Source organism: Polyangium mundeleinium (genome assembly GCF_028369105.1).
Classification (GTDB): domain Bacteria; phylum Myxococcota_A; class Polyangia; order Polyangiales; family Polyangiaceae; genus Polyangium; species Polyangium mundeleinium.
Genome location: NZ_JAQNDO010000001.1, coordinates 12,272,395 through 12,297,956, shown reverse-complemented (window position 1 = coordinate 12,297,956; position 25,562 = coordinate 12,272,395). Strand labels below are relative to the sequence as shown.

Sequence of the window (25,562 nt, the reverse complement as noted above, 5' to 3'; positions counted from 1 at the left end):
TCAGAATCGTCCGAGGAGCGAAGCACCGCCACCGAGGGGACCCACGGTCGGTACGATGGCCATCGCCGCGCCGCCTTCGCGCTTCGCAGGAGGTGTGACGAGCCAAAGGACGCCCGCAGCCACGAGGCTCACGCCGCCGATCCCGATGCCGACCGCCGACGTGCCGCGCGCCGGCTCGGACAAACCGCCCGTCGCCAGCGCCGCCGCGGCGATGCCCGCGCCCGCGAGGAGCGCGCCGGCGCCACCGAGCCCGAGCACGAGCGCGGCCGTGGTGCGCACGCTCGGCGCCTCCGTCTCTGCGCTTCTTTTCGTCGAGGGAATCGTGACAACCGCGCGCGGCGTGGGCGGCGCTTCGTTTTCGTTGCGCAGCGTGGGCACGCTGAGCTCGATGGGCACGGACGTGTCGTGCACGGGCACGACGCGACGATAGGGCTTTCGCCCGGGCGCCATGGCTTCGAGCACGTGCTCGCCGAGATCGACCGGGAGCGGATCACAGGTCCAGGCCTCGCGATCGAGCGGCCTGCCGTCGAGCGTCACCGCGAGCTCGGGCGTCTCCGCGACCTCTTTCGGCACCCAGACGACGAGCCGCGCGAGCATCGCCGACAGCGCCTCGCCGCGCAGGCGGGCCCGGCTCTCCCGATCGCTCATGCCGGCGCGCCGCGCCTCGCTCGCGACCTCCGTGTAAAGCCGATATGCGGCCTCGCGACGGTTCGTCTTTTCATAACATTCCGCGAGCCTGTACCGCGTGCCCATGGCCGCATCGAGCCGAAGGCTTTCTTCGAGCATGGGGCAGGCCTCTATTTCGCGCCCCTCCGCCGAGAGCTCCATCGCCCGCGTGAAGAGCACGTCCGCGCGCTCGGCCGGGCCGAGCCCGTGCGCGGACGTGGGCTCCTCGGCGCGGGCGGCCGTCATCGTGGTGGAGAGCGCGATCGCCGTGAACAGCGCGGCTCCCGTTTGCGTCCCGGACCTCATGTCGAAGCTCCTTCGATCCCCGTATCAATGGCGCCCCGTGAAGGGGTCGTAGCCTCTGTGCACCGGCGGCGTGGGTTTGGCAGGGCTCGCAGCCGTGGTCGTCGGGGCGACGACCTTGCGCACGGGGGCGCGGCCCGCGCCGGCGGACGCGGAGGCGGCCGGGGCGACGGCCTCCGCAGCGACGGCCTCCGCAGGCGTGATCTCGATATCCATTTCGTTCGTCGCGGGCGTCACCGCGGCGGTGGACGCGGGCGGCTGCACCGCGGGCACGGGGAGCGCTTCTCGTGTGGTCGTGAAGGGCACGTGCACGCTGAGGGCCCGCGTCTCCTGGGTCCGTTGCGGCATGCCCATGAGGCCGGGCCATTGCACGCCGATCGCCGCGACCCCCGCGCCGGCGAGCGCCGAGAGCGCCGTCAGGCCCGCGACGAGCACGAGGCGCGCCGGCCGCGAGGCGGGTTTGGATTGGGACCCCTCCCAGGGACCCATGCTTCGCTCGTCTTTTTCGACCATCTCGGCCGCGGGCGCCTGCTCCTCGACCCGCATGAGCGGAGGACGGCTCGGCATGCGCGGTGGCTCCGGCGGGGGCTTCGAGGGTGATGTCGGGATCGTGGGCGACGAATCGAGCGTTTCTCGCGGCGTGACCAGCCGGAGCCGGCCGGGCGGAATGCTGCTGCGACGCGCGGGGGAAAAAAGACGGGTCGCATCCTCGTCCTCCTGGAGCATCGCGTTCCAGGGGCCGAACGGCCGGAGCGCGGCGAGCAGATCCGTCGCGGAGGCATACCGGCGGGTCGGCTGTTTGTCGAGGCAACGCAAAACGACGTTATCGAGGCCGCGCGGCACGTCGGGGCGGATCGCGGAGGGCAGCTTGACGGCTTTGGCCAGGACAGCGGCGAAGATCTCGGGGACCGTGGCTGCCTGGAACGGCGCGCGTCCCGTGAGCAATTTGTAGAGAATGGCGCCGAGGGCCCATACATCGGCCCGCGTGCAAACCTTGCTTGCCGAGCGCATTTGCTCGGGCGCCATGTAAAGTGGGGAGCCCATGAGGTCGCGCGCGCCGGTCATCTCCGGGTCGTCGTTCTCGGGCCTCGTATGCTTGGAAATACCGAAATCGAGAACCTTGATGCAGGGGGATCCGTCCGCGCGGCGCGTGAGAAAGAGGTTTCCGGGCTTCAAATCGCGGTGGACGATCCCGGCGGCGTGGGCCTCGGCGAGCGCGTGGCAGGCTTGCGAGACGTACAGGACAGCCTCCTCGATGGGGAAGGCGCCGCGGCGCTTTTGCATCGCGGCGAGGTCCTGTCCTTCGAGCATCTCCATCACGATGTACGGCGCGCCGGAGTCGAGGCGGCCGACGTCGTACACCTCGGCGACGTGCTCGCTGCGCAGGCGAACGACGGCGCGCGCCTCGCGCAGGAAGCGCTCGACGGACTGGTCGCTCGCCGCCTCGGGGCGCATGAGCTTCACGGCGCGGACCTCGCGCAGGTCGATGTGCGTAGCGGCGACGACGACGCCCATTCCGCCCATCCCGAGCACCCTCTCCACGCGGTACTTCCCGGCGAGGACGTCCCCCACCGAAACGATGTTCGATGCATCCTGCTTCGACATGGTGCCTTCCAATCAAATGAAGAAAGGTAGGTATGGCCCACGCCCCCCCGAGGGCGCGCGACGGCGCACGCACGAAGACCCTGCGACCGCCGCTGAATCAGCGTCGCGGACGTTTCGTTCTTTCATGGCCCCGCCGGTCGGGCCGTAATGTGTTCCAGCCCTGTAGTTTTGCAAGTCTCTGCAAAACCGGGCGAGCCGAGATCGCGGAGAAAACCATGGAATTCGACGCCAGGTTTTTTTCGTGGTCAGTCGCCGTCGACGCGGGTCGTCCGGGCAGCGGCGCATGTCCGCGTCATGCAGAGGCTTTCCCCAGGGAGCGGGGGTTTCCTGAAGGAAACACGCGATCAGGGATGGATCGCGGTGTCAGGAGGGATGAGAATGTGATGGGGGGAGAAACGAGATGCGCCGCGACGGACGCGCGGGCGCCCGGAACGATTACTTCCGCGGAAGCGACACGCGCAGGACCTCACCGCCGCTCGTCCCGACCCATACCCAGGCCGAGCCCTTGTTCGTGATGAGCATCGTGCTCGGCTCCCCGCGCGCGCCGAGGGAAAGCGCGTGTGTCGGGGTCATCGGCCCGCCGCCCGCGGCGTCGAGCGTCGCGCCGTCGAAGAGCGCCGCGCGCCCGTCGGCGAAGCCCACGACGAGGCTCGTCTCGCTCACCGCGGCGCACGTGATCGGAACGCCGATGTCGACCATCTTCGTCGCGAGCCGGCCGCCGCGCTGGGTCACGATGCACGCGGCGCTGTCGCCTTTTTTGTAGAGCACGTGCAGGGCCGCGCCGCTGCTCAGGCGGTCGAACTTCTTCGCCTCGGCGGGCAGGCCCACGCGCCCGTTTGCGCCGGGCTCCGGCGTCGGGCCGGGGTGCATACGCAGCTCGAGACCGCCGGGCACCTCCACGACGACTGTCGTGTCCACGGCGCCGACGTCGGCGACCTTCACGTTTCCGCGCAGCGCGAAGGGCCGCGCCTCGACCTCGTTGCCCGAGACCGAGAGCTGGATGGCGTTGCCGTCCCAGGTGAGCGCGAGCGCGTGTTCTCCCGAGGGGCGACCGCGCAGCGAGCGCACGTCGCTCGCGACGCGCTCGAGCTTGGCGCGGTGGTGGATGTCGAGCACCGCCCACACCTCGTTTTCGCTGCGCACGAGGGCCACGTCGCGCGACAGCATCGCCACCTCGTCGCCCTGGCCGAACGAGAGGTTCACCGTCTTGTTCGTACCGCTGCCGATCGGCACGACGGCGAGGCGCGCGGGCGCGGCGGAGACCATGGCCACGAGGCCTGGATTGTCGACCGCGGCCGCGCCGCGGACGTCCGCGTCGAGAGACTCGACGCGACGGGGTGCAGAGAGGCTTTTGTAGGGCATCGCGGCGAGCGTAATGGATCCCGTGGCCGAAGCGGAAGCATCTTTTGCCCTCGCGCGCGCATCTTCTCGGGAGGGCATTTTCCTGTACGATGCCCCCATGCGCTTCCGTTCCCGCTCCTTCCGCCATACCCCCCGAACGCTCTTCGTTGGCCTCACGGCCTTTGCTTTGCTCGCCGCCGGCTGCAGTGACGACCCCGCTTCGAACTGCGGCGTCGCGGGGTGTGGCGAGGGCGGGACCGGCGGCGCGGGGGGCGCGGGGGGCGCGGGCGGCATGGGCGGCACGGGCCTGACGGGGGACATCACGGCGAACGTCGTCCGGTACGACTACACGTTCGACCTCGTCACGGCCGAGGCGCAGTCCAAGCTCGCGCTCGACGTCGCGGAGCCTGGCGGCGATTGCTACAGCGTATCGTGCGAAGCCTCCTCGCTCACGGACGTCACGTGGAACGAAGAGCCCGCGGCCTCGGCCGATTTTGCAAACAATGCGCTGAAAGCCTGCGGCCCGGGGATGCCCGCGGGCCCCACGGTCACGGTCGGGGCACGCACGACGGTTTCGAACGATACGTACTGGGGCCTCGATGTCGGGTTTTCGCGCAAAAAGGACCTCGCGGGCGGCGAGTTTTCGTATCTGCTCTCGTGGGTCGGCGGCTGTGATCGATTCGGCCCCTGCGACGACGATCCCTCGCGCATGAGTGACTTCCATTTCGAGGTCACGCATCCCGCGGGCGCGGTCGTGCTTTGCCCGGGGACGCTCACGGCGGGGGACACGAAGACCACGTGTGACGTCACGAATGCGCCGACCTACTCGGCGTTCGCGATTGCCGCGGATCCGCTCTGGGAGCGCGCGCCGTACGGCAGCTTCGCGGGCGTCGATCTCGTGTTTTACGAGGTCCCGCTCGGCACCCTCGCCGCGTCGCTCGACAAGGCGAGCGTTGGCGCGTTCATGGACTGGATCACCTCGCTGCTCGGCCCGTTCCCTTATGGCAAGGAGCTGCGCATCGCGGGCGGGCCGACGGCGTGGCTCGGCTTCGAGCACCCGGCCAACATCATCCTGCACCAGCAGCTCGACCAATTGCAGACCGATTACGCCGACGCCATGATGCACGTGCTCATGCACGAGATCGTCCACCAATGGGCCGGCGATCACACGACCCTCGCGTCCGCGGCCGATTTCGTCTGGAAAGAGGCGACGGCCGAATACCTCGGCTACGTCTTCGAGGATCTCGCGCGCCCCGAGGGCGAGGCCGCGGCGACGCGCGCCTACTGGGACGGCGTTTCGCCGCTCTCCAAGCATTGGCCCCGCCCGACGGACGAGCCCGCGCCCGAGGTGCAGGACTTCTACGGGGACGTGTATGGCCCCGGGCCGATGGTGCTTTATCTCCAGCTCGAACCGCTCATCGGCAGGAACGCCGTCCTCGCGGGCATCGCGGACTTCCTCTCGAAATCGGGCGGCCGCAGCGTGACGGAGCTCAAGGACGCGCTCGAAGCGGCGTCCGGGCAGGACCTCGACGCCTATTTCGATGCGTGGGTCTTCGGCAAGGGCGCGCCGGTCTGGCCGACGTTCGCCGTCTCGGCGACGCAGCTCGACGGCCAGGCGACGATCACCGTCACCCAACAAAACCCGAATGGAAAACTCTTCCCCTGCGTCGTCGAGGTCGAGATCAAGGGCGCCACGGAGACCGCGCGCGTCGGCGTCGATTTTGGCCTCGCGCCCCAGGACGCCACGGCCACGATGCAGATCCCGTTCTCCGAGCCCGTCGCGACCGTCACGCTCGATCCGGATCACCGCCTCATCGGCACGAAGGCCGGCGCGCAGCCGATCACCGCCGCTCGGCCGGTCTGGATTTTCTGATTCTCCCAGCTTGACGCCATTTGCCGCAAGCCCGCCCGCAAGCCCTGATGACGGCGCCTGCCCGGCGTCCGTTGGCATCGTCCTGGCAATCGCTCCGCGGCGAGGGGTCCGTTTGCCTGGGGCGCGCGCAAAACGCGCTCCCTCGGCAGGTCCCTTGGAGGGATATGGTCAGGTCGAAAGGCACGGGGTTCGGTCGACTCGCGGCATTTGCGCTTCTCCCGCTCTCCGGTGTGGCACTCGCGGATACGGTCTCGCTCTTGGTGCAGCGAGACGGGCCCGACGGAGGGGCCGAGGCTCCACAACCGCCGAACGGGCCAAGCGTCTCCTCGGTATGGGCCTACGACGAGCTTTTCTCGTTTCCCCTGGACAACGGCTGCTGGTACAGCGCGAGCATTCGGGGCACGGTGCGCCCGATTGTCGCGGGCCGCGACGCGGGGCAAAAGGTCGAGCCCGATCTCGCGGTCACGGCCCTGCTCTCCTGCCAGGGCGCGGCGACCGTCAAGGTCTCCGAGCACGTCGCGGGCACGGGTCCAATCACGCAGGCGCAGGTGGAAAACCTGCTCGAACGGCGCGCCAGCATCCTGACCGACGAGGCCGGGAAGAAATGCTCGTACGTGCCGGAAATCGATCTCGTGGGCGATGGGCTCGTGGGCGCGGGCGTCGCCTACCTCTGCCCGCAGTCGAGGCCGTGAAGACGTGGGCGGAGGCGCGATAAGGCCTCTTTGCCGTTACCCCTTCACGCCACCCGCCGTCAGGCCTGCGACGAGGTGGCGCTGCGCCACGTAAAAGAGCGCCATCACGGGCAGCGACACGACGAGCGCGCCCGCGGCGAACTTCTCCCATTGCGCGTCGTATTCGCCGATGAACCGCTGCAGCATCACGGGCAGCGTGAACATTTCCTCCTTGTCGAGCAGCGTCGCCGCGAGGATGAACTCGTTGTAGGCGCCCATGAACGCGAAGAGCGCGGTCACGGCGATCGCGGGGCGAGCTGCGGGGAGCACGACGCGGACGAAGGCGGAGAAACGTGTCGCGCCGTCGACCATCGCAGCCTCTTCGAGGTCGACCGGGATCGCCTCGAACGCCGCGCGGAGCTGGAAGATCGAGAAGGGGACGCTCGTCGAGGCATAACAGACGACGAGGCCCGTCCGCGAGTTCAGGAGGCCGAGGTAATTCAGGATCATGTAGAGCGGGATCGCGCTCGCCACGGCCGGGAACATCTGCGTGGCGAGCAGCGCCCGCACGCCGGATTCCTTGCCGGCGAAGCGGAACCGCGCGAGCGCGTACGCTGTCGGAATGGCGATGAGCACGCCGACGAGCGCCGTCGAGAGCGAGACGACGAGCGAATTCGCGAGCTGGCGGCCGAAGAGCCAGACCTCGGCCCCGTCGACCTTGCGCGAGGCGCCGACGACGGCCGAGAGGTGCGCGAGCGTCGGCGCCTCCGGGACGGGGATCACGCGGGGCGAGGGCGTCTGCGTGCCCGAGAACGCGAGCGCGACGACCCAGAGGACCGGATACAGCGCGAACGCCACCGCAAGCACGAGGATCACGTGGCACGCGGCCGATTCGAGGAGCGAGGGCTTCTTGTTCACGCCGCACCTCCCGCCGCCTTCGCGATTGCCGCCGCCGAGGCCGCCTTTTCGCGTGCCTCGCGTCGCTCCCCGAGCCAATCGGAGAACCGGGTTCGACTGAAGAGCAAGAGGAAGATCAGCACCGCGTACGCCGCGGCGTATCCGTATTGCGCATTGCGGGTGAAGGCCCAGCGATAGGCCTCGGTAACCAGGATCTCCGTCGTCCCGTCAGGCTCGCCGCCCGAGACGAGGAAGACGACGTTGAACATGTTGAACGTCCAGACCGCGCCCATGGTCACGGCGGGCAGGAGGCTCGGCCGGATCATCGGGAGCGTGACGAGCCAGAGCCTTTGCCAGCGGCTCGCGCCGTCGACCTTCGCCGCTTCGAGCACGTCGTCGGGCACCGCCGTGAGCGCGCCGATCGTCACGACCATCATGAAGGGAAAGCCGAGCCAGACGTTCGTCGTCACGTTCGCCGCGAATGCGGTGGAGAAGCGGGCGAACCAGGAAATCGGTTCGAGGCTCGTGCCGAAGGTGTCGTTGAGGGCGTGGACGAGCCCCGTCACGGCCCCGAATTGCCGGTGGAACATGCCTTTCCACGCGAGCGCCGTCACGTAGCTCGGCACGGCCCAGGGGATGATCAGGAGCACGCGGTAGAGCGCGCGTAGCCGCAGCAGCGGCCGGGAGAGCAGGAGCGCGAGCGCGACGCCGATCGCGACGTGGAAAAATACGTTGATCACGGTCCAGAGGACGGTGACCAAAAGGACCACGTAAAATGATCCCGTCGAGAGGAGCGACCCGCCGCGCGCCGTGAGGATCTGGACGAAGTTGTCGAGGCCGACGTAATTGTTCCAGCCGACCTCTTTGAGGTTCTGGATCGATCCGCCGAGCAGCGACGTGAGCGCGCCGAGCACGAGCGGCAAAACCACGAGCACGCCGACCGCGATCACGGCATGCGTGACATACGCATACGCGGGAAGCGAGCGCTTCACGTGCTTTCGGAATTCCGGGTCCTTCGCGCGCCGGACGAGCGAAAGGGCGCCGAGCAAGAGCAACGCGCCGAAGACGACGAGCCCGGGTGTGCGCGAGGCGGGCGGGGGCGGCGGGCGGCGTACGTCGTCGAATCGACGCTTGGCCTCGGAGAGCGCGGGGGAGGGGAGCGCGTCGCGGCGGAGCACCTTGCGAATGGCACGGTCCGAAGGCTCCCACACGGCGTTCATCGCGAGCGACGAGGGCATCGCAATCGTGGCCTTGGCCTGCTCGGCGAAGGCGGCGAGGAACGCGTCCTCCGGCGGCAAGGGGACGTCGATTCGCGCGGGCAAGGTGCGCGCTCGTTCGAGCCGGATCTTCGTCGCCTCGGGGCTCGCGAGCAGCCGCGCGAGCGCGCGGACCTCGGGGCGCGTCGCGCCTTTCGGCGTGAGCATGACGGCCTCGACGCCGAGATACGGCAGGATCGGCTTTCCGGCGGCGCGAACGAGCGGCAGCGGGGCCACGCGGTAATGGAGCGAGGGCGCTTCCGCGAGGCTCGTCGCGAGCCACGGGCCGTCGATGGCGAACGCGGCCTTGCCAGAGCGGAAGAGGTTCGTGACGACCGAGACGTCGGTATCCTCGGCGACGACCTTCTGGGCGCGCAGATCGAGGACGAAATCGAGCGACTTCTCCGCGGCGGGCCCAACGAACCCGAAGTGATCGTCGGGCGTCAGCATGAGCCCGCCGAACGCGTGGACGAATCCGGCGTGGTAATACGTCGACTGCGAGTTGTACGCGAGGGGAACGACCCCGGCCGGGAGGGTCTTTCCGATCGCGGCGATCGATTCGAGGTCGGCCGGGAGGTCCTTGACGAGATCCGTGTTCACGTAAAGAGCGACGCTCTTCTGCGTGATCGGGACACCATAGGGCTCGCCGTGGAGCGAGACGGCGGCGAGCGTGGGTCCGGCGAACGCGCTCCCGTCGAGCGCGTCGCCGACAGGCGCGACGACCTTGCGGCCGTCGTAATCGCCGAGCTTGTCGTGCGCGTCGAGGAAGAGGTCCGGCCCTTCGCCGAACTGGACAGCGGCGGAGACCTTCGATTTGAACGCGTCGGAGGGCAGCGCGAGCAGCTCCACGCGTTCGCCCTGGAAGCGCGCGACGATCTCTTCGAGCGCTTTTTGCTCGTCGCCGCGCTGCGCGTGCCAGAGCCGGATCGGCTCGGCCTGGGCCGCGGGCGAGAAAAAGACGACCACGAAGAGCGCAAAAAACACCCCGAAGGCGGGGAAGCGTCGTCGCTGCGTCGATTTCACGCGTTCACCTCGCGCGGAGCGACGTTCCCGTCGCCGCGTCGAACAGGTGGATCGAGCGGAACACGAGAGGGAGCGTCTCGCCTTTTTTGATGTTCCGGCGGGCCTCCACGCGGGCAATGAACGGCGCGCCCGCGACTTCGCCGTGTGCATACGTCTCCGGCCCGAGCGCCTCGACGACCGAGATCACGAGCTTCGTCGTCTCCCCGCCGCCCTCGGCGAGCTCCACCTCGTGCGGCCGCACGCCGAGCGTGACCTTTCGCCCCGGTTCGAGCCCGCCCGCGAATGTGGCCTCGTCGACCGGTACGACGAGGTCTTTCGCGCGAAACACCCACGCAGACCCCTCGCGTTCGAGCGCCCCGTCGACGAAATTCATCGCGGGGCTGCCGAGGAAGGCCGCCACGAACTTCGTCGCCGGTTTGTCGAAGATCTCCAAAGGCGCGCCGGATTGCTCGACCTGGCCCTTGTTCAGCACGAAGATCACGTCGGCCAGCGTCATCGCCTCGACCTGGTCGTGCGTGACGTAGACGCTCGTCGCGCCGAGCTCGTCGTGCAGCTTCCGGATGTCGACGCGGACCTGCGCGCGGAGGGCCGCGTCGAGGTTCGAGAGCGGCTCGTCGTACAGATACAGATCCGCCTTGCGGACAATCGCGCGCCCCATGGCCACGCGTTGCCGCTGCCCGCCCGAGAGCTGCTTCGGCAATCGATCGAGCAGCGCCCCGAGCCCGAGCATGTCGGAGGCGCGCTTGACCTGCTTTTCGATCTCCGCCGCGTCGGTCTTGCGAAGCTTCAGCCCGAACGCGAGGTTTTCCCGCACCGTGAGGTGCGGGTACAGCGCGTACGATTGGAACACCATCGCGATGTTCCGGTCGCGTGGTTCGAGCCGCGTCACGTCACGCTCGCCGAGCTCGATCTTGCCGGTATCGGCCTCTTCGAGCCCGGCGAGCAGGCGCAGGAGCGTCGATTTCCCACACCCGCTCGGGCCGACGAGGACGGCGAATTGGCCCTCGGGCACGCGTACGGAAACGCCCTTGAGCACCTCGGTTTGTCCGAACTTCTTCTTGAGGGCCGTGACCGTGACCGACGCCATCGGGAAGCTCCGGGGCTAGCGCTGGGATTCGGGGACGAGGACGGCGCCGCTCGAAGGCGGCAGCTTGATCGAGAGGCGGCCGTCGTTCGTGACGGTGTAGGTGGGTCCGCCGTCATTGAGGACGTCGACGAGCACCGTGCCGGGCGCGGCGCCGACCTGCATGGGCTGGCCGCCGAATTCGGGCGCGCCTTCCTTTTCGATGTTCGCGTTGATCACGACGATCGCATAGGAGTCGCCCGCGTCTCCGCCCGTGCGCTCGAACGCGAAGACATTCGCGTCGGAATCATTCGGGCCCGTCCGATCGCTCGCCCAGAGGATCTGGAGGTCCCCCTTGTTCAAGGCGGGGTATTTGCGCCGGAGGTTCGAGAGGCGGCGAATCCACTGGAACGTGGGCGCTCCCCTCTCGTAGCCTGATGTCCAGAGGTCCTCGCGATTGCCGGGATCGTTGCCGCCCTGGAAGTCCTGCTCGGTGCCGTAATACACGCAGGGAATGCCCTCCTCGGTGAAGAGGAAGAGCAGCGCGTTGTGCAGCATCTTCCGGCGCGTCTCGAGCGCGAGCGGCGTGCCGAAGATCGGATCCTCGGGGTACATGCCCGCGCCCGTGAAGAGGAAGCGGGGCACGTCGTGGTTGTCGAGGAAGTTCACGAGCAGCTTCTGCGGGGAGACGCCCTGGCCCGCCGCGTTCACCGCGCCGCCCTGGGCCGGCGTCGCGCCGTAATTGACGGCCCGGTCGGTCCAGAGCTTCTGGATGTTCGAGGTCGGCCCGCGGTACCGGAACACGTCGCGGATGACCTGGAATTGCTGCGGGAAGTAAAACACGCTGTCGAGCATGTCCGCCGTCAGCGGGACGCCGTCCGTCACGCACTGGTTGTCCTTCGCGAGCTCGTCGGCCGGGGGCGGGGCGTCGTTTCCGTTTTTCGTGAACGAACCGACGAGCTGATCCCGCCCGTCGAACGCCTCGCCGAACATGAAGAAGTTCGTCTTGCCCTTCGCCGCGAGGCGCCTGCGGACTTTCTGCGTGAAATGCCGCCAGAAGCCGTTCTCGACGTGCTTGACCGTGTCGATGCGGAAGCCGTCGATGTCCGTGAGCTCGATCCAGCGCGTGTACGCGTCGACCATCGCGTCGCGGATCGGGCAGAGCTCCGTGTTGACGTCCTTCAAGCCGCCCGGGAAATCGCCGCGCAGGAGCTGATCCGGGTCGTCGAAATTGTACGTGCGGCCCTTGCGGTTGTAGGCGAGCGGGTTTTGCAGGATCTCCGGGAACGGCGGCATGTGGTTCGACGCCGGGTCGTGCGCGAAGATGACCGGCGCGAGGCCCGATTCCCCGAGCGAGGTCTCCGCCTGCACGCCGCGGACGTCGTAGGTCGGGTCGTACTCGTTCTCCTTGAAGACGTCCGTCGTGCCGGGCACGGATTGGTTGAGCGGGTCGTCCGCCTGCCCATTGCCGTTGATGTCGTAGAAGAAGAGCTGCCCCATGTGGTTCGTGACGATGTCGAGGATGACCTTGATGTTGCGGGCATGCGCCGCCTTCACGAGGCTCTGGAGCGCCGCGAGGTCACCAAATTGCGGGGCGGGCTGGGTGAGGTCCTGTGCCCAGTAGCCGTGGTACGCGTCGAATCCGGCGTCCGTGTAGACGTTCTTCACGACGGGCGAGATCCACAGCGTCGTGACGCCGAGCTCGTCGAGGTAATCGAGCCGCTGCTCGAGCCCTTTCCAGTCGCCGCCGTGCCACTTGCCGGGCGCCGACGGATAGACGGAGAAATTGTTCCCCCAGTCGCCGTCGGCGAAACGGTCGACGAGGATCTGGTAGATGATCTCCTCGCGCCAATCGACGACGTTCGTCTTGAGCTCGACCTCCGGCGGATCCTCGAACTCCATGCAGCCGGTCGTCGCGAAACCGGAGACGACGAGGCCGAGGATCAGGGCCGATGAACGCGCTCGATTCATGAGGCTCCTTCGATTCGCTTTCATGTCATCCACCGTAGGTCGTCTGCGCGTTGAACCACCACTCGACCCCGACGCCGAAGAAATGCTCCCATTCCCGGAGGCTGAAGACGTCGTCCTTCGGGTACATCGAGCGCGCCCCCTCGTCGCGGTGCGTGAGGAGGTAAATGAGGCGGAGCTGCGGGCGGCTGTAGCTGCCCTTGCCCGCGGGGTTCAGGAAAGGCACGAGGCCGATGCGGAAGAGGCCGCCCATGACCGGATCGGCCGAGGGCGCCGGAATGGGCTGGCCCGGCGGCGCCTGTGGCTGGTACCGCACGCCGCGCTGCTGCGCCTGGTAGGAGAGCTCCGTCGCGATGCCGCCCCACTCCGTGAGGAAAAAATGCGGCCGGGCCATGATGATGCCCTCGTCGACGTCGTTGAAATCGAGGGCCGGGCTCGCGTCGCGGAAGCTCCGGTAATACGCGGCCGCCATGAGCCCGAGCGGCCCCGTCTCCCAGTTGCCGCTGAGCGTGATCCAGAGCTCGCGCGCGCCCGCCGAGGTGCGGTCCGGCGCGAGCTGGAACGGCGTGCCGAACTCGCCGTACGCCGCGGCGCCGCCCGCATACCGGAGGAACAGATTCACGTGGGAGGCGTCGCGCCCCGTGAACGCGCCGAACTGCGCGCCGACCACGTACCCGAAATCGGACGGCAAGGACTCGTACGTGCCCTTCACCTCGGTCTCGCGCTGGCCCGAGGGGATGTCGTGGAGCTCGCCGTAGAAGACCGCCTTCACGCCGCCCGTCTGCCCGACCTTGAGGATGTGGCTCGCCTTCAGGCTCGTGATGAATTTTTGCCGGTCGAGGATATTTACGTTGGTCGAGCCGACCTGGTTCAAGGCCGGCGTGCGCCCCACCGTTTGGCGGAAGAATCCCGTGTTCGGCTGGTTCAGGCCGGCGTGCCAGGCGACGAAGGTGCGGCCATTGGCAAAGTCGTAGCGCAGGCCGCCGCCCACCGTGTTCAGGTTGTCGAGGGGCCAGAAATCGAGCAGGTACGAATCGTCGCCGCGGTACATGCGCGAGCCGACCCAGGCCGAGAGGCCCTTCGTCACGACGTTGTTCGCCTGGAGGAAGAGGTTGCGGACGGCCATGCGGACATTGAAATCCGCATTGTAATGGAACAGCGGCGCGGACGTGCCGAGCGTGATCACGGCCCGCGTGGTCGTGCCCGTGGCTTTCCAGTAATCCTGGCGCTGGACGTCGATCTCGACGTACGGCGATTCGTCGAGGCGCGAGCCGCGCGCGACGATGTCGGCGTCACGGCCGGCGCGCTTTCGGAAATCGGTGGCCGCTCCGACGCGGCCGTACGTGCCCAGGAAAAACCCGGACTCCGGCGGCGGAGGGGTGGCTTTCGGGGCCTCGGCCGCGGGGGGCGCCTCCGCCTTGGGCTCGGCCGGCTTCACGTCGCCCGCATCGGCGCGCCTTTGCGCTTGGCCGTCGTTCGCGGGAGGCGGATCTGCCGGTTTGCTCGCTTCGCTCGGCGGCGGCGGCGGCGGCGTATCGGCCGGCGGCGGCGCGCCTTCGGACGCGGGGGGCTTCGGTTCGGCGGTGGGCTCGGTTTGCGCTGCCGCGAGGGACGGGGAGGCACAGAGCGCCGCGGCGAGGAGGGCCAGCGGGACGCCGTGGATACGGCTCCTTCGCGGCCCGAATTCGGGTCCGGATCGTCGCACGTCGGGCACGGTACACCAAGGTGCGGCCCCGCGTGAAGATTGCATCGGTCGAGACGCACGGAGCCGGCGGCGCCGTCAAACCCCGACCTTCCGCGGCAGCATGCTGCGGACCCAACCGAGCACACGGGTGAAGCCATCGAATGCGAGGGCGATCACGATGCCATCGTAGGGTACGCGATACCGTACGTCTCCAAAGTAAACCATCGCGACCAGCACGAGCGCGACGAGGTGCGCGGAGAGCAGTGCGTGCCGCGCGAGGTGGCGCCGGAACGAGGCGGCGAAGCCCACGAGCATCGGCGGCAGGAGCAGCACGTTGTGCAGATCGATCGCGCGGCGCATGGGGCGGCGATACGCGTCCGTGCCGGAATCGGGCCAGACGATATTGTAACCCCACAACATTACGATGTGGCTGAGCGCGTAACGCGCCTGCCGGACGAGCCCGGTCGTCGCGACGCACCGGCGCGCGAGCGCGTAAAACGGGCCCTCATTCCACATCGTGCCCTGGACGGTGAGCTTTGGGCCGAGCGCGGCATCGAGCCGGACGAACGCATCGGGGTATTTCTTGTCGCGATAGGCGAGGTAGCCCATCGGCGGAGGCCCGAACGAGGAGACGTAGCCGCGCGTGCGTGCCTCGATGTCGACGGCGTGGCAGCGGCCGAAGGCGTAATTGAGGGGGCCGTTCGCGCTGATCAGGCCGACGCGGCCCACGTGGTGATGAAACCGCACGGCGGAGACGGCGAGCACGAGGAGGACGGGCACGAGCGCGCGCGCGAAGTGGGCGGGGCGGATGCGCGGAAGGGCGCGGCGGCGCGCGAGCCAGACGAGGAAAAGCAAGGGGAGCGAGAGCAGGAGCTGCGGGCGGAACGTGGCGCCGAGCGCGAGGGCCGTGCCGAAGAGAAAGGCGTCCCGCGGCCGCCCCGTATCCGCGAGGCGAAGCGAAAAGAGCGCGGCCGCGGTGACCGAGACCGTGAAGGGCAGCTCGCTCAGGAAATAGCCGCCGAGCGAGATCCACGGGTAATAGAAACAAGCGACGAGCGCGGCGATGCGCGGCGCGATCCGGCCGCGGACGACGCGCTCCGTCAGGAGCGAGACGAGCGGCACGAGCGAGGCGCCGAGCAGCGCGTAGACGATGGCCGGCGCGGCATGGTTTTCCCGGCCAAACACGGCGCGGACGAGCGCGAGCAGGACGTGTGTGCCGTAGGGGAAGAGGGCGGCGGAGGGCTCTTTGCGGAGCGGGGCGTCGAGCAGCGCGGTGGAGCGCTCGAAGTACCCCGCCATGTCGGAGTAGAGGTGCTCGTCGGGCGGGTGGACGACGAGGTTCCACACGAGCCGGAGCGCGAGCGCGAGGAGCGTGACGGCGACGAGGAACGTGCGGCGCGGAGGCCGGATCGTCATCGACGCGAAGCGCGGAACGCTTCGGCGAAGCGGGCGGCGAGGTCGCGATCGATCGGAGCGCCGGCGCGACCACCTGCCCGGAGCGCGGAGCCAACGATGATGCCGTGCGCTTTGCGGACCGCGGCGAGGTTCTCCGTGGTGACGCCGCTCGCGACGTAGACGGGGACGGAGACGGCGCGGACGACGGTGTCGAGATCGGCCTCGGAGGCGGCGCGCCCGGTGCCGCTGCCCGTGACGAGCAGGGCGTCGGCGAGGCCGCGCTCGGCGAGGTCGTGTGCTTCTTCCTCGATGGGGCGTGGCGCGAGGGGCGCGGAGTGCTTGACGTCGACGTCGCAGAAGATACGCACGCCGTCGGCGGCGAGCGCGCGGCGCGTGCGCAGCGTCTGGTGCGCGGCGCCTTGCACGAGGCCCTGATCGGTGACGCGCGCGCCGGTGTGCACGTTGACGCGGATCATGTTGGCGTGCGCGGCGACGGCCACGGCGAGCGCGGCGTCGGCGTCGTTGCGCAGGATGTTCACGCCGAGGAAGAGGCCCTTGCTGCCCTCGCGTGCAGCGCGCGCGCAGGCGGTCATGCACGCGATCGTGATCGGCGGGACGGGGCCGGGGAAGAAGGGCGCGTCGCCGAAGTTCTCGATGACGATGCCGTCGTAGCCCGTCGCCACGAGCAGCTCCGCCTCGCGAAAGGCGCGCTCTTCGGCGGAGCCGAGATCCCCGTTGGATCGAGGGCTGCCGGGCAGGGGCGGGAGGTGAATGACGCCGAGGAGGCTGGGGAGGAAGACGCTCGTCACGCGCAGACCCTTACCACGTGGATCACGAAGAACGCTTCTTCGCCGTGAACTGGTTGTAGGTCATGCGGATCGTCTCCTTGTGACCACGGTTCAGGTAGGGATCGGCGTCGAGCGCCGCGAGGAAATCCCCGCCGCCGCTCGTCGCAGCGGCCGCAGTCGCCGCCGGGGGCGGGGGCGCCTTCGCAGCCTCTTCGCGGGCCTTCGTGAGCTCGGCTTCGAGCGCTGCCGCCTTCTCCTTGCTCTCCTTCGCAGAAGCGACCTCGCGGGCGAGCGCCGCGTCACGCTCGCGGAGCTTCGCCTCGCTCTCCGCGAGTTGCTTCTTCGCGGCGGCGCGCTCGTCCTCGGCGGCCTTCTTTTGCCGCTCCACGTCCGCGATCTTCTGCAGGCTCGCGGCGGCCGCGCCGCGACCTTCCTCGGCGGCGCGGGCGAGCTCGGCGATGGTCTTCTGCGCGACGTCGCCCTCGATGGCCTTCGCGTCGAGCGCGCGTTTCGCTTCTTCCTGCGCGGCCTCCGCAGCTCGCCCCGCGGCGCGCGCCTCGTCCCGCTCGCGCTCGAGCCGCGCCACGTCGGCCTCGATCGCTTCGAGCTTCCGCTTCGCCTCCGCGGCCGCCTCGGCCTCTTTTTGCGCGGCGGCCGCTTCTTTCTTCGCGGCCTCGGCGTCCTTCTTCGCGGCCTCGGCGTCCTTCTCGGCGGCGGCGCGCTGGGACTTCAGGTGGATGAGCTCGCTCGTCGCGCGCTCGCGATCTTTGCGCTCGTCGAGGAGCTGACGCTGCGCGGTCTTCAGGCGCGCGGCGGTTTGTCGCCGCAGCAGCGAGAGCATCACGCAGAGGCCGAGGGCGATGATGGTGAGCCAGTAGAGCGAGGACTGCGGCATCGAGCTTGGGGACTACGGTAACGGAAACGGCGCTTCGTTTCATCTCCCCCGGGTGAGATCGGGGCGCCTCGATCCTGTGGGAAAAATCCCGAAGACGGACTAGGCTCCGCCGCCATGTGGTGGCTGTGGATCGTCGCGCCGATCGCCGCGGGGCTCATCTTCGTGCTCACGGGGCAGGTCGACAAGCGGGCACTTTCGGCAATCGAAGCGTGGCGTGACGCGTTCGGCGCGCGGCGGGCCGGGGGCAAGGCCCGGTCCAAGGCGGCGGGCGCGAAAAAGAAGAAAGGCAAGGACTCGCGCCCGAAGCGCATCGCGGGCCTCGCGACCCCGCTCGGGCGGGTGGCGGAGCTCGCGGGCGGCGGGAAGTTGCTCGGCGATTACGAGCTCGTGCCGAAGGTGGCCTACGCGCGGTTCGTCCAGGGAGACGTCGCGGGCAGCAGCGACCACCAGACGGTGGTCGTGGCGATGGAGGAGGCGGGCCCTGCGTTCACTGCGCGTCCGCTGCCGTTCGTCGACGGCAAACCCGCGCCGAACACGGGCATCCAGTTCAGCAAACACCCGGAGTTCATGGCCGCGTACCTCGTCGAGGGATCGACGTCGCTGGCGAAGGCGATCGGCAAGTGGCTGACGCGCCCGCTGCGCGAGCTTCTGTGCGAGTCGGGCGAGGTGTGGGTGCGCGTGGAGGAAAAGGCCCTGGCGCTGACGATCTACGGGCCGGTGCGCGAGGAGAAGATCGCGGCGCTGCTGGAGATCGCCGACCTGTTCGTCGCGGAGCACGGCGCGGAGGGCGGCCGTCGCTCTTCGGTGAGGACGAGGAGACGCGCGCGGCGCGGTTCGCCGAGGACGTCGAGGACGAGGACGACGAAGAGGACGAGGACGAAGGGGACGAGGAGGACGAGGGCGACGAGGAAGACGAGCCCGCGAAGCCTGCGGCGAAGGCGCCGGCGAAGCCTGCGGCGAAGGCGCCAGCGAAGTCCTCGAAGCCGACGAAGGGCTGAGGGGCCGGCGCCTAGATCCGATCCGGGGGGCTTGTCAAGGCTGGGTGGGGAGGGTCGCGTCCTCGGGCGGGTCCGGGCTTTGCGACGCGGCGCGCGCGCGATCGGCGCTCAGCTTGTCGATGTACGAGAAGATCGATGCCTCGTGGCGGGCGGACAGGGGAGAGCCCTCCTCTTCGAGCTCGTCGCGGAGCGCGTCGCGAAAGCGACCGAGGAGGCCGACGGTCGCGCCGCGGAGCGGGGCTGTGACGGAGGCATTCTCCGCGCCTGCGAGGAGTTTGGCCCGCTCGCGGAGGAGGGTATCGATGGAGTCGCCCGCGGCGACGAAGTCATGGGCCCAGGCGAGGAGACTGCCGCCGCCAGGGGTCGTGATGGTGATGAGATCGGATTGGAGGGTGTCGAGATCCTTCCGGAGATCGAGCGCTGCGGCGGCTTCGTCGGCATAAGGACGGCGGAGGACGCCGAGCTGGGGGACGAAGGTCTCGCGAATGCGCTGGGCGGCGTTCTTCTTCGCGGTGGGGAGCGAGGGGTGCGCCTCGACGGCGAGACAGATGTAATGGATGGCGGAGCCGAATCCGTCGTGCTGCTCGTCGGTGGACGCGAGCTCGGTGGCGAGGGGCGCTTGCTTCAGTGCGGGATCGGGGATGTCCTCGATTTCTTTTTGCTTCTTGCGAAGGCGCGGCTCGTAGAGCTTGCCGGTCTTCGAGAGGCGCAATTCATCGACGCGCGTATCCAGGAGATCACGGAGCGAGAGTCGTAGGTCACCGAGGGTCAGATTCCGCATGGTATGCCTGCCTTGTAAGTTGACGGCAGGGGAGAGACGAACGCGGGGCAAGGAACGTCAATGGCAGGGCAGGGAAGCAAGAACTTGTCGGTGTGCCTCGCGGCCCACGCCCGCCGAGGGGTCGGACCCCGCGGCTTGCCTCGCCGTCGAGCCCCTCGCCCTGCTCGGACCCCGCGGCTTGCCTCGTCGTCGAGACCCGCCGGCATGTCCGACCCCGTCGCCGGCCTCGTCGTCGAGACCCGCGCCCTGATCGGACCCCGCTCGGGCCTCGACGACCACACCCGCCGGCATGTCCGACCCCGTCGCGGGTCTCGTCGACGAGGGATCCGGGTGAACTTACGTTGTGGTGACGTGTAGGTTACGCCGTGGCGGCCTGACCGGACGCAGGAGGGTGGTCACGCTGCGGTGGGCCGTGTACACGAGGATCCAGGCGAACCTCGTATGGATCCTCGCAACGTCGTCGTGACCCGAATCCAGATCTGGCCGAACGACGGTGCGTTGCGCGCGCGTCTTCCCGACATCGAGAACATCCCCGGGTTCATGGACTGGTTCTCGCGAGAGCCCGCCGCGGTGCGCGGGGATCCGGCCGAGGTCGTCGAGGTTCATGGCCTGGGCTGCACGTTCTCTCGATCGCTCACCGAAGAAGAGCGAGCCGAAGTCCTCGGCTTTCTTCGGCGCTACGTCGACGTACACACGACGCACCGACTGATCGGGACCCTCTCGTTGCCTCTTGCGGAGCTCTCCGCGGAGCGCATCGACGAATTTCGCACGTTCGCGTGCGAAATCGGGCGCGCAGGAGGCCATGACGGCCGCTGGCCGGGCCTGGAATCGAAGGTGGTTTTCCATTTCGGGGCGCGTCGCGAGGTCGCTGAGCAGAAGCTTGCGGCGCTCGGGACCGGTGGGGTCAACGGACGGATCGTGGACAGCGACGGAGAATGCCTCTTGATCGTGCATCTCCGGATGTCCCTTCGCGAGGCGTTGGGGACGACCGCCGAGGTTGCGCGGGACATCGATTTCGCATGCAAAGAGATCGGTGACGTCGAGCTCGACGCCCCACCGAGGTTTCTTGCCGAGGTATCCGTGCACTTCGACGAGCGCGCGGCGGCCGAGGCCATGCGCCCGCGGTTCGGAGCGCTCGGGCTCGATACCAAGGTCGCCGAGGAAATCCACAAAATCATGCGCTCGAAGGTCGACTTTTGGCAATGGCGCTGGCTGGCCAGGTCGGGGCGCGTCGAAGAGCTGATGCGACCCCGCGTGCTGTCCACGGCGGGATTTTTGGGAGCGACGGAGCGACTCGATGAGGTGCTGAAGGAGGACGCGAGCACCCTTTCCTCGCTGGGGCTCACGCCCGCCGACATCGCTGGACGGATTCGCGAGGTCGTCGGCGAGGCGCTCCGCCGCTCCAGGGAGAGTGCGTGGGAAACGAACGAGCACGACATTGGCAAGTTTCGTGTTCGAATGTTGCAGTATGCCGGATATCAAGACTGCCCTTGGTTTTGCGCACCCGATCACGAATGGGCTGCGCTCGATTTCGTGATCGAGAACCGCCACTCGGGCGCGAAGCTCAAGGGTCCCGGCCTCATCGCGCACTTGATCGCCGAGCACGGCTTTTTCGAAGGCAAGGAAAGCCCCTACCGCGTGGACCCCAGGCAGGCGGCGGAGGTCCTGGAGCTCCCCATGGCAGAGCCCCCTTCCCGAACCGTCGATTATTTTCAGGTGCTGGCCCGCGCACGCGACCTCCTGCCAGATGCACAGGCCTTTCTCGACCAGAGGGCTCTCGTGAGTCCCGACTTGATGGCAGAAGCATTGTGGGTGCATGGCACGACGCTCACCTGGGCGCCGTTCGATCCCGACGATGCCTCGCACCTCGAACGGCTGTTCAAGGCGTTCGCCGGGGACGTTTATGTCGTCGGTCATTCCGCGTATCCTGCCCACTTGCAGGTGATTCACGTTCGATATGACGAATGGGAGAGCGTTCAGCTCGACGTCGATTGGGGTTTCGACGTCATGCTGATTGGAGTTACCACTTCAACGATCGGCCTCATTCATCACGACGGACTGTGCGCCGTCGTGACCGACCTCCCAGCCCGCGGGTCGCCAGAAGACGCGCGAGAGCTCGAACGACATTTGGTGGAGCAAGCCGAGCGGCAACGTAGCGAAGCGCTGGCGTGTATGCCACAGGCAGTGCGGGGGGGCATGTTGGCGCTCCTCGAAGGGCAGAAGAGCATCGCTGCCATCAAGTATCTTCGAGAACAGCTCGGGTGTTCGCTGTCGACCGCGAAAGACATCGTCGACGCCGTTCACCCATCGTGGCCTCGCGGGCGCGGAGCGCGGCCCGTCCGATGCTCATGAACATCACGACGGACCGCGCCGGGGCGTGAAGCCGACTCAGAAAATCCCGTGCCCTGGCGTGAGCACGTAGTCGGGATCGTACTTGTCCTTCGCGTCCACGAAATCGGCCCACGCGTCGCCGAAGTGGTCCTGCCAGTCGGCCTGCGTGACGTCGAGCGAGCCGATCGGGTACCGCTTTCCTCCGAGCGGAACGAGCTCGTCATAGAGGGCGCGGTTTTGCGCGACGAGAGCCGCGACGGCCGAGGGCACCGGCGGGGCGAAGCGCAGCAGGCTGAACAGAAACACGTGCTCGGTGTCGGGCAACGCGAGGAAGGGCGTCGTCACCTTGTCCCGCCGGAATGCATAAAACAGGATCGGACCTCCGCCCATCGTCGAAGCGTCCTCCTCGGCGAGCCTGCTCTCGACGAACGCCGCCGCGTCCGGGCCCGGCACGAAGACGTCGATCCAGGGGTGCGGCAATGCCCAGGCGCCGACCGATTGCAAGAACGCCACGGTGGGCGCGATGCGGTTCGCGAAATCGAAATACGTGACGTCGTTCGTGACCTCCGTCCCCGGGACGAAGGAGAGCCCCGCGAGCATGGCGCTGTCGTTCGGCGGCGCGCCCGGCGTGAAGTATTTCGTCGCTTCGAGCTTGTAGATGGGGGCGCCCGCGGGCTGGAGCTCCGCCATTCCTTCGAGGTAATCGAAGCGCTGGTCGTCCGCGAGCGCGATTTGATCCGCCGCGAAGACGGCAGCGTCCGTGTAGGTGGCCGTGTAGACGCGCGCCATCGGGGCGACGTTGACGAGGCGGATTCGCGCCCGCACGATGATCCCGAACTGCCCGAGCCCGCTTCGCACCGCGTGGAAGAGGTCCGCGCGTTTCGTGGGGGAGCACTTGACCCGCTTGCCTTCCCCCGTGACGACCTCCAATTCGAGCACGTTGTCGACCTGAAGCCCGTGCCGGGACACCTGGCCGCCGATTCCCCCCATGGACAGCGTCCCGCCGACGCTGAGCTCGATGTAATCGGTGAGCGTGGGCGGGCTCTTGCCGAGCGGCACGGTGACGGCGAGAATCTCGCTCCACCGCACGCCCGCATCGACGAGCACGCCATGCGCGCTGATTTCGTGGATCTCCGCGAGCGCCCGCATGTCGATGACCACGCCGACGTCGAGCTGCGCTTGGCCGTACGTGCTGTGGCTCTCGCCGAGCCCACGCGAGCCGGCGACCGCGAATCCGAATTTACGGGCGAATTTCACGATGGCGACGATGTCGTCCACCGAGCCCGGGACGAGCACGGCGCTCGGCGTCTCGCTGATGATGTGACCAAAATCGTCGGCGGCTTGGGCCCGCGTCGCTGCGTCGAAGAGGAGCTCGCCGTCGAGCTTCGGGATCTTCACCTTTCCCGGCCCATGATGCGAGGCCCAGGCTTTCTTGGCGGGATCAAAGGCGACCACGGCCACGGCCGCGGCGGCCACGACGCTCTTCAGAAAACGACGGCGCGGAAGGGAATCGGGCATGAGGGGCTGCTCCTGTTCGGTATCGGGTGCAGGTGTGGTGCCAGTACCACGCGTGGACCTGGCCCGATGGGGCGCAATGGGGACATTCAAGCCGTGGACGAGGGCGAATGCCTCGCCTTCGCTGGGAGGATAGTCCTTTGGGTCGAGTGTGTCGCTATTTTTGAAGCTCGCCCGGGGTGGACTTACGTTGTCGGTACGTGTAGGTATCTGGTTCGTTCCAACGTGGAGGGGGAGGATGTCGTGACCAGCGAGGCCGAACGATTGCCGACGGAGCTCCGGCTCCTGCATGGCGCCATGGCGCTGGACGGCGGCTCTCTCTCGCTTCACGCCGTGGACCAGGACGAAGCGCGGGTCGAGCTTTTTCTGGATTGGGCCATTCAAAGCCAGCGGGAGGGCACGACGCAGTTTTATGCGAATGACCGGCTCGTCCCCCGAGGGTCGCCCGAAGAAGCACGCTGGCTTTCGCTCCTCCGTGGGGCGGTGCCAGAGCCTCGCAATGCACGGCCGGCGTCCGAGGACGGGTCTAGCTTCAGCCCTGGCGTGATCTTGGCCGATGACGCCGCCGCGTATTGGAATGCGATCGAGCAAGGACCCGCGTCCGCCCTCGCGCACCTGGCGACCCGCTTCGTTACCTTGATCTCGTCGCCAGCCTACCAGGAGGGCCGCACGCCCGTTCCGCCGCAAGCTCCACAGAATCGCGTCCGATCGCTCGTGACGGAGGGCAAGCGGATGGAGGCCATCAAAGCATATCGGGATGCTCACCCCGACATCGGGATCGTGGCGGCCAGCAGCGCAGTGAAGGCCCTCGGGGCAGAGATGGAGCAGGCGATGCGTCGAAGTAAAATCGTGACCCGAATCCCGATCGAGGAGCTCTGGACGGACGATGGCGCGCTGCCCGCGACGCGCCTCCGTACCCTCGACCGCGTCGCCATTCGCGACCTCTTACGCCGGGGTCCCGTTCGGTTCGTGGTCGCCGATGTCGGCCACGACCTGAGGTGGATCCCACCCGCCGAACGATTCGATTTCTGGAAACGGGACGGCGAGCTCCACCTCGCCATGACGGTCGAGGTTCACCTCGATGATCTCCCCGACGGCATGGCCTACCTGGCGTCCGAATGGACCGTTGCCGGCGACGAGGCCCCCATCCTCCTTCTGGAAGTTTACCATTGAAGGATGAAATGGCGCTGCGCGCCCCGGAAGCGAGCGGTCGTACCCGCAAAAATCCGCCCCTCAAGGCTTCTTCTGCCTCTCAGGACGATCTCCTCGCTTCGGATATTACCGCCCACTTCCGGAGCGCGCAGCCGAAGTGCTTACTCCATCCATTTGAATCAAAATCGCATTTCTGTCAAGGGCTTTTTGCCCATGCGCGTGTCATGCGGCGGCGCTCGTCCGGCGCAGGAGGGTGCCCGCCGCGCCCGCAATCCATACCTCGCCCGGGCCGGTTCCGCTGATCGCGTGCAATGCCTCCGTCGTCCCGCTCTTCTGCAGCTTCCACGTCGTGCCGCCGTCCGACGTATGCAGGATCGTTCCACCGCGCCCCACGGCATACACGTCCCCGGGACCGCTGCCCCAGACCGCATACAGGTTCTCGGTCGTCCCGCTCGGTTGCGCGGTCCACTGGAGTCCGTCGGTCGAATGCAGGATCTTACCCCCCGCGCCGACCACGTATACATCGTTCGGACCACTTCCCCATACGCCGAAGAGGTCCCGCGAGGTCCCGCTCGCCGTCGGCTGAAAATGGTCGCCCGTCTTGGAGACGATCGTCCCCGCGCCTCCGACGATGTGAGCACGCCCGTTCGAGGACGACCAGACCGCATGCAGGGGATGGGTTTTCGAGGGACCGGGCAGGGGCTGCCATGCCGTGCCCGAGGAAATCGATTGGAGAAGCGTCCCCGCGTCGCCGACGGCGTACATCAACCCCGATCCCGTGCCCGTGATGCCATTCAACGAGACGTTCGTGGTGCTCGCGACGGGGGCCCACGCCCCCCCCGGCTTCGGGCAGCGGAGGATGAGCCCATTGGCACCGACGGCGCAGAGCTCGCCCGCGCCACTGCCCCACAGGGCGTGCAGGCGCTCGCCGGTCGCGTCGCTCGCGGGGCCGAACGTCTCGCCGTCCGGCGACCACAAAAGGACGCCGAGCTTTCCCACGGCGTGGACGTCCCCCGAGGATCTCGCGTGAATGCCGTAGAGGCTCTCGGTCGTGCCCGAATAAAGCGCCTTCCACGGATCGACGGGCGCGCCCCCCGGGCCCGTGAGCTCGGCCCCGGGCGGGAGCGCCGAGAAGCTCATCGTGAGCCTCGCCAGATACGCTGGATCCGGCGTGATGCCGGCCTCGGGGTTCGGCACCTCGAGCAAGACCTCGAGGCCCTTTTGCGACAGGATGGCCGGCACTTCGACCTTGAGCTCGGAGACGGCGAATCCGTCCGACTGCTCGACCTTCGCGAGCGACGTGCGGAACGCGGAGAGGAAATGCGTGAGCGTGACGAATGCCATGACGTTACCTCCG

At 68.0% G+C, this 25,562-nt stretch carries 20 protein-coding genes; 5 read left to right on the top strand and 15 right to left on the bottom strand.

From position 1 onward, the window contains the following. The 3 genes from POL67_RS48670 to POL67_RS48660 form a co-directional block, all read right to left on the bottom strand. Nucleotides 1-972 carry a hypothetical protein gene (locus POL67_RS48670; RefSeq protein WP_271928993.1) on the bottom strand — a complete coding sequence of 324 codons (972 nt, stop codon included), beginning with the start codon at nucleotides 970-972 and terminating at the stop codon, nucleotides 1-3. Nucleotides 973-996: 24 nt separating this feature from the next. Beyond that, nucleotides 997-2,574: a serine/threonine-protein kinase gene (locus tag POL67_RS48665; protein ID WP_271928991.1), complete on the bottom strand. Its 1,578-nt coding sequence runs from the start codon at nucleotides 2,572-2,574 to the stop codon at nucleotides 997-999. 435 nt (nucleotides 2,575-3,009) lie between these two features. Then, nucleotides 3,010-3,936: a hypothetical protein gene (locus POL67_RS48660; protein WP_271928989.1), complete on the bottom strand. Its 927-nt coding sequence runs from the start codon at nucleotides 3,934-3,936 to the stop codon at nucleotides 3,010-3,012. A gap of 97 nt (nucleotides 3,937-4,033) precedes the next feature. Here POL67_RS48660 and POL67_RS48655 point away from each other — a divergent pair, with 97 nt between their 5' ends. Then, nucleotides 4,034-5,788: a M1 family metallopeptidase gene (locus POL67_RS48655; protein WP_271928986.1), complete on the top strand. Its 1,755-nt coding sequence runs from the start codon at nucleotides 4,034-4,036 to the stop codon at nucleotides 5,786-5,788. Between the two features lie 164 nt (nucleotides 5,789-5,952). Next, nucleotides 5,953-6,480: a hypothetical protein gene (locus POL67_RS48650; protein ID WP_271928984.1), complete on the top strand. Its 528-nt coding sequence runs from the start codon at nucleotides 5,953-5,955 to the stop codon at nucleotides 6,478-6,480. Between the two features lie 36 nt (nucleotides 6,481-6,516). Here POL67_RS48650 and POL67_RS48645 read toward each other — a convergent pair whose 3' ends face one another. The 9 genes from POL67_RS48645 to POL67_RS48605 all read right to left on the bottom strand — a co-directional run bounded on the left by POL67_RS48645 (nucleotide 6,517) and on the right by POL67_RS48605 (nucleotide 17,997). Next, entirely contained in the window at nucleotides 6,517-7,377 is an 861-nt protein-coding gene (locus POL67_RS48645; RefSeq protein ID WP_271928983.1) for a sugar ABC transporter permease, read from the bottom strand. Next, nucleotides 7,374-9,635 (bottom strand): extracellular solute-binding protein, encoded by a 2,262-nt coding sequence (locus POL67_RS48640; RefSeq protein ID WP_271928980.1) that lies wholly within the window; start codon nucleotides 9,633-9,635, stop codon nucleotides 7,374-7,376. Before POL67_RS48640 ends, POL67_RS48645 begins: the two co-directional genes overlap by 4 nt. Before the next feature lie 4 nt (nucleotides 9,636-9,639). Beyond that, complete coding sequence (locus POL67_RS48635) at nucleotides 9,640-10,722, bottom strand: ABC transporter ATP-binding protein (RefSeq protein WP_271928978.1); 1,083 nt, start codon at nucleotides 10,720-10,722, stop codon at nucleotides 9,640-9,642. Nucleotides 10,723-10,737: 15 nt separating this feature from the next. Beyond that, a complete protein-coding gene (locus tag POL67_RS48630; RefSeq protein ID WP_271928975.1) occupies nucleotides 10,738-12,669 on the bottom strand; it encodes an alpha-amylase family glycosyl hydrolase in 1,932 nt (643 codons plus the stop codon). Nucleotides 12,670-12,694: 25 nt separating this feature from the next. After that, a complete protein-coding gene (locus POL67_RS48625; RefSeq protein ID WP_271928972.1) occupies nucleotides 12,695-14,371 on the bottom strand; it encodes a carbohydrate porin in 1,677 nt (558 codons plus the stop codon). Nucleotides 14,372-14,446: 75 nt separating this feature from the next. Next, on the bottom strand, nucleotides 14,447-15,766 hold the full coding sequence (locus tag POL67_RS48620; RefSeq protein WP_271928971.1) for a glycosyltransferase family protein: 1,320 nt from the start codon (nucleotides 15,764-15,766) through the stop codon (nucleotides 14,447-14,449). Continuing rightward, nucleotides 15,763-16,554, bottom strand: a complete 792-nt coding sequence (locus POL67_RS48615) for a BtpA/SgcQ family protein (RefSeq protein WP_271928969.1) — start codon at nucleotides 16,552-16,554, stop codon at nucleotides 15,763-15,765. Before POL67_RS48615 ends, POL67_RS48620 begins: the two co-directional genes overlap by 4 nt. 22 nt (nucleotides 16,555-16,576) lie before the next feature. Next, complete coding sequence (locus POL67_RS48610; protein ID WP_271928966.1) at nucleotides 16,577-17,428, bottom strand: coiled-coil domain-containing protein; 852 nt, start codon at nucleotides 17,426-17,428, stop codon at nucleotides 16,577-16,579. 401 nt (nucleotides 17,429-17,829) lie between these two features. Beyond that, nucleotides 17,830-17,997 (bottom strand): hypothetical protein, encoded by a 168-nt coding sequence (locus POL67_RS48605; protein ID WP_271928964.1) that lies wholly within the window; start codon nucleotides 17,995-17,997, stop codon nucleotides 17,830-17,832. 99 nt (nucleotides 17,998-18,096) lie between these two features. Here POL67_RS48605 and POL67_RS48600 point away from each other — a divergent pair, with 99 nt between their 5' ends. Continuing rightward, the gene (locus POL67_RS48600; RefSeq protein ID WP_271928962.1) at nucleotides 18,097-18,426 is read left to right on the top strand and encodes a hypothetical protein; all 330 of its coding nucleotides are present in this window, start codon (nucleotides 18,097-18,099) and stop codon (nucleotides 18,424-18,426) included. 34 nt (nucleotides 18,427-18,460) lie between these two features. Here POL67_RS48600 and POL67_RS48595 read toward each other — a convergent pair whose 3' ends face one another. Next, the gene (locus POL67_RS48595; protein ID WP_271928959.1) at nucleotides 18,461-19,207 is read right to left on the bottom strand and encodes a hypothetical protein; all 747 of its coding nucleotides are present in this window, start codon (nucleotides 19,205-19,207) and stop codon (nucleotides 18,461-18,463) included. A 570-nt stretch (nucleotides 19,208-19,777) separates the two neighbouring features. Between POL67_RS48595 and POL67_RS48590 the strand changes: the two genes are divergently transcribed. Then, on the top strand, nucleotides 19,778-21,559 hold the full coding sequence (locus tag POL67_RS48590; RefSeq protein ID WP_271928956.1) for a hypothetical protein: 1,782 nt from the start codon (nucleotides 19,778-19,780) through the stop codon (nucleotides 21,557-21,559). Between the two features lie 36 nt (nucleotides 21,560-21,595). Here the strand turns inward: POL67_RS48590 and POL67_RS48585 are convergent, their stop codons facing one another. Further along, nucleotides 21,596-23,056 (bottom strand): FAD-binding protein, encoded by a 1,461-nt coding sequence (locus POL67_RS48585; RefSeq protein ID WP_271928955.1) that lies wholly within the window; start codon nucleotides 23,054-23,056, stop codon nucleotides 21,596-21,598. Nucleotides 23,057-23,296: 240 nt separating this feature from the next. Between POL67_RS48585 and POL67_RS48580 the strand changes: the two genes are divergently transcribed. Beyond that, nucleotides 23,297-24,226 (top strand): hypothetical protein, encoded by a 930-nt coding sequence (locus POL67_RS48580; RefSeq protein ID WP_271928953.1) that lies wholly within the window; start codon nucleotides 23,297-23,299, stop codon nucleotides 24,224-24,226. A gap of 201 nt (nucleotides 24,227-24,427) precedes the next feature. Here the strand turns inward: POL67_RS48580 and POL67_RS48575 are convergent, their stop codons facing one another. Further along, on the bottom strand, nucleotides 24,428-25,549 hold the full coding sequence (locus tag POL67_RS48575) for a WD40/YVTN/BNR-like repeat-containing protein (RefSeq protein WP_271928950.1): 1,122 nt from the start codon (nucleotides 25,547-25,549) through the stop codon (nucleotides 24,428-24,430). Nucleotides 25,550-25,562 lie beyond the last annotated feature (13 nt).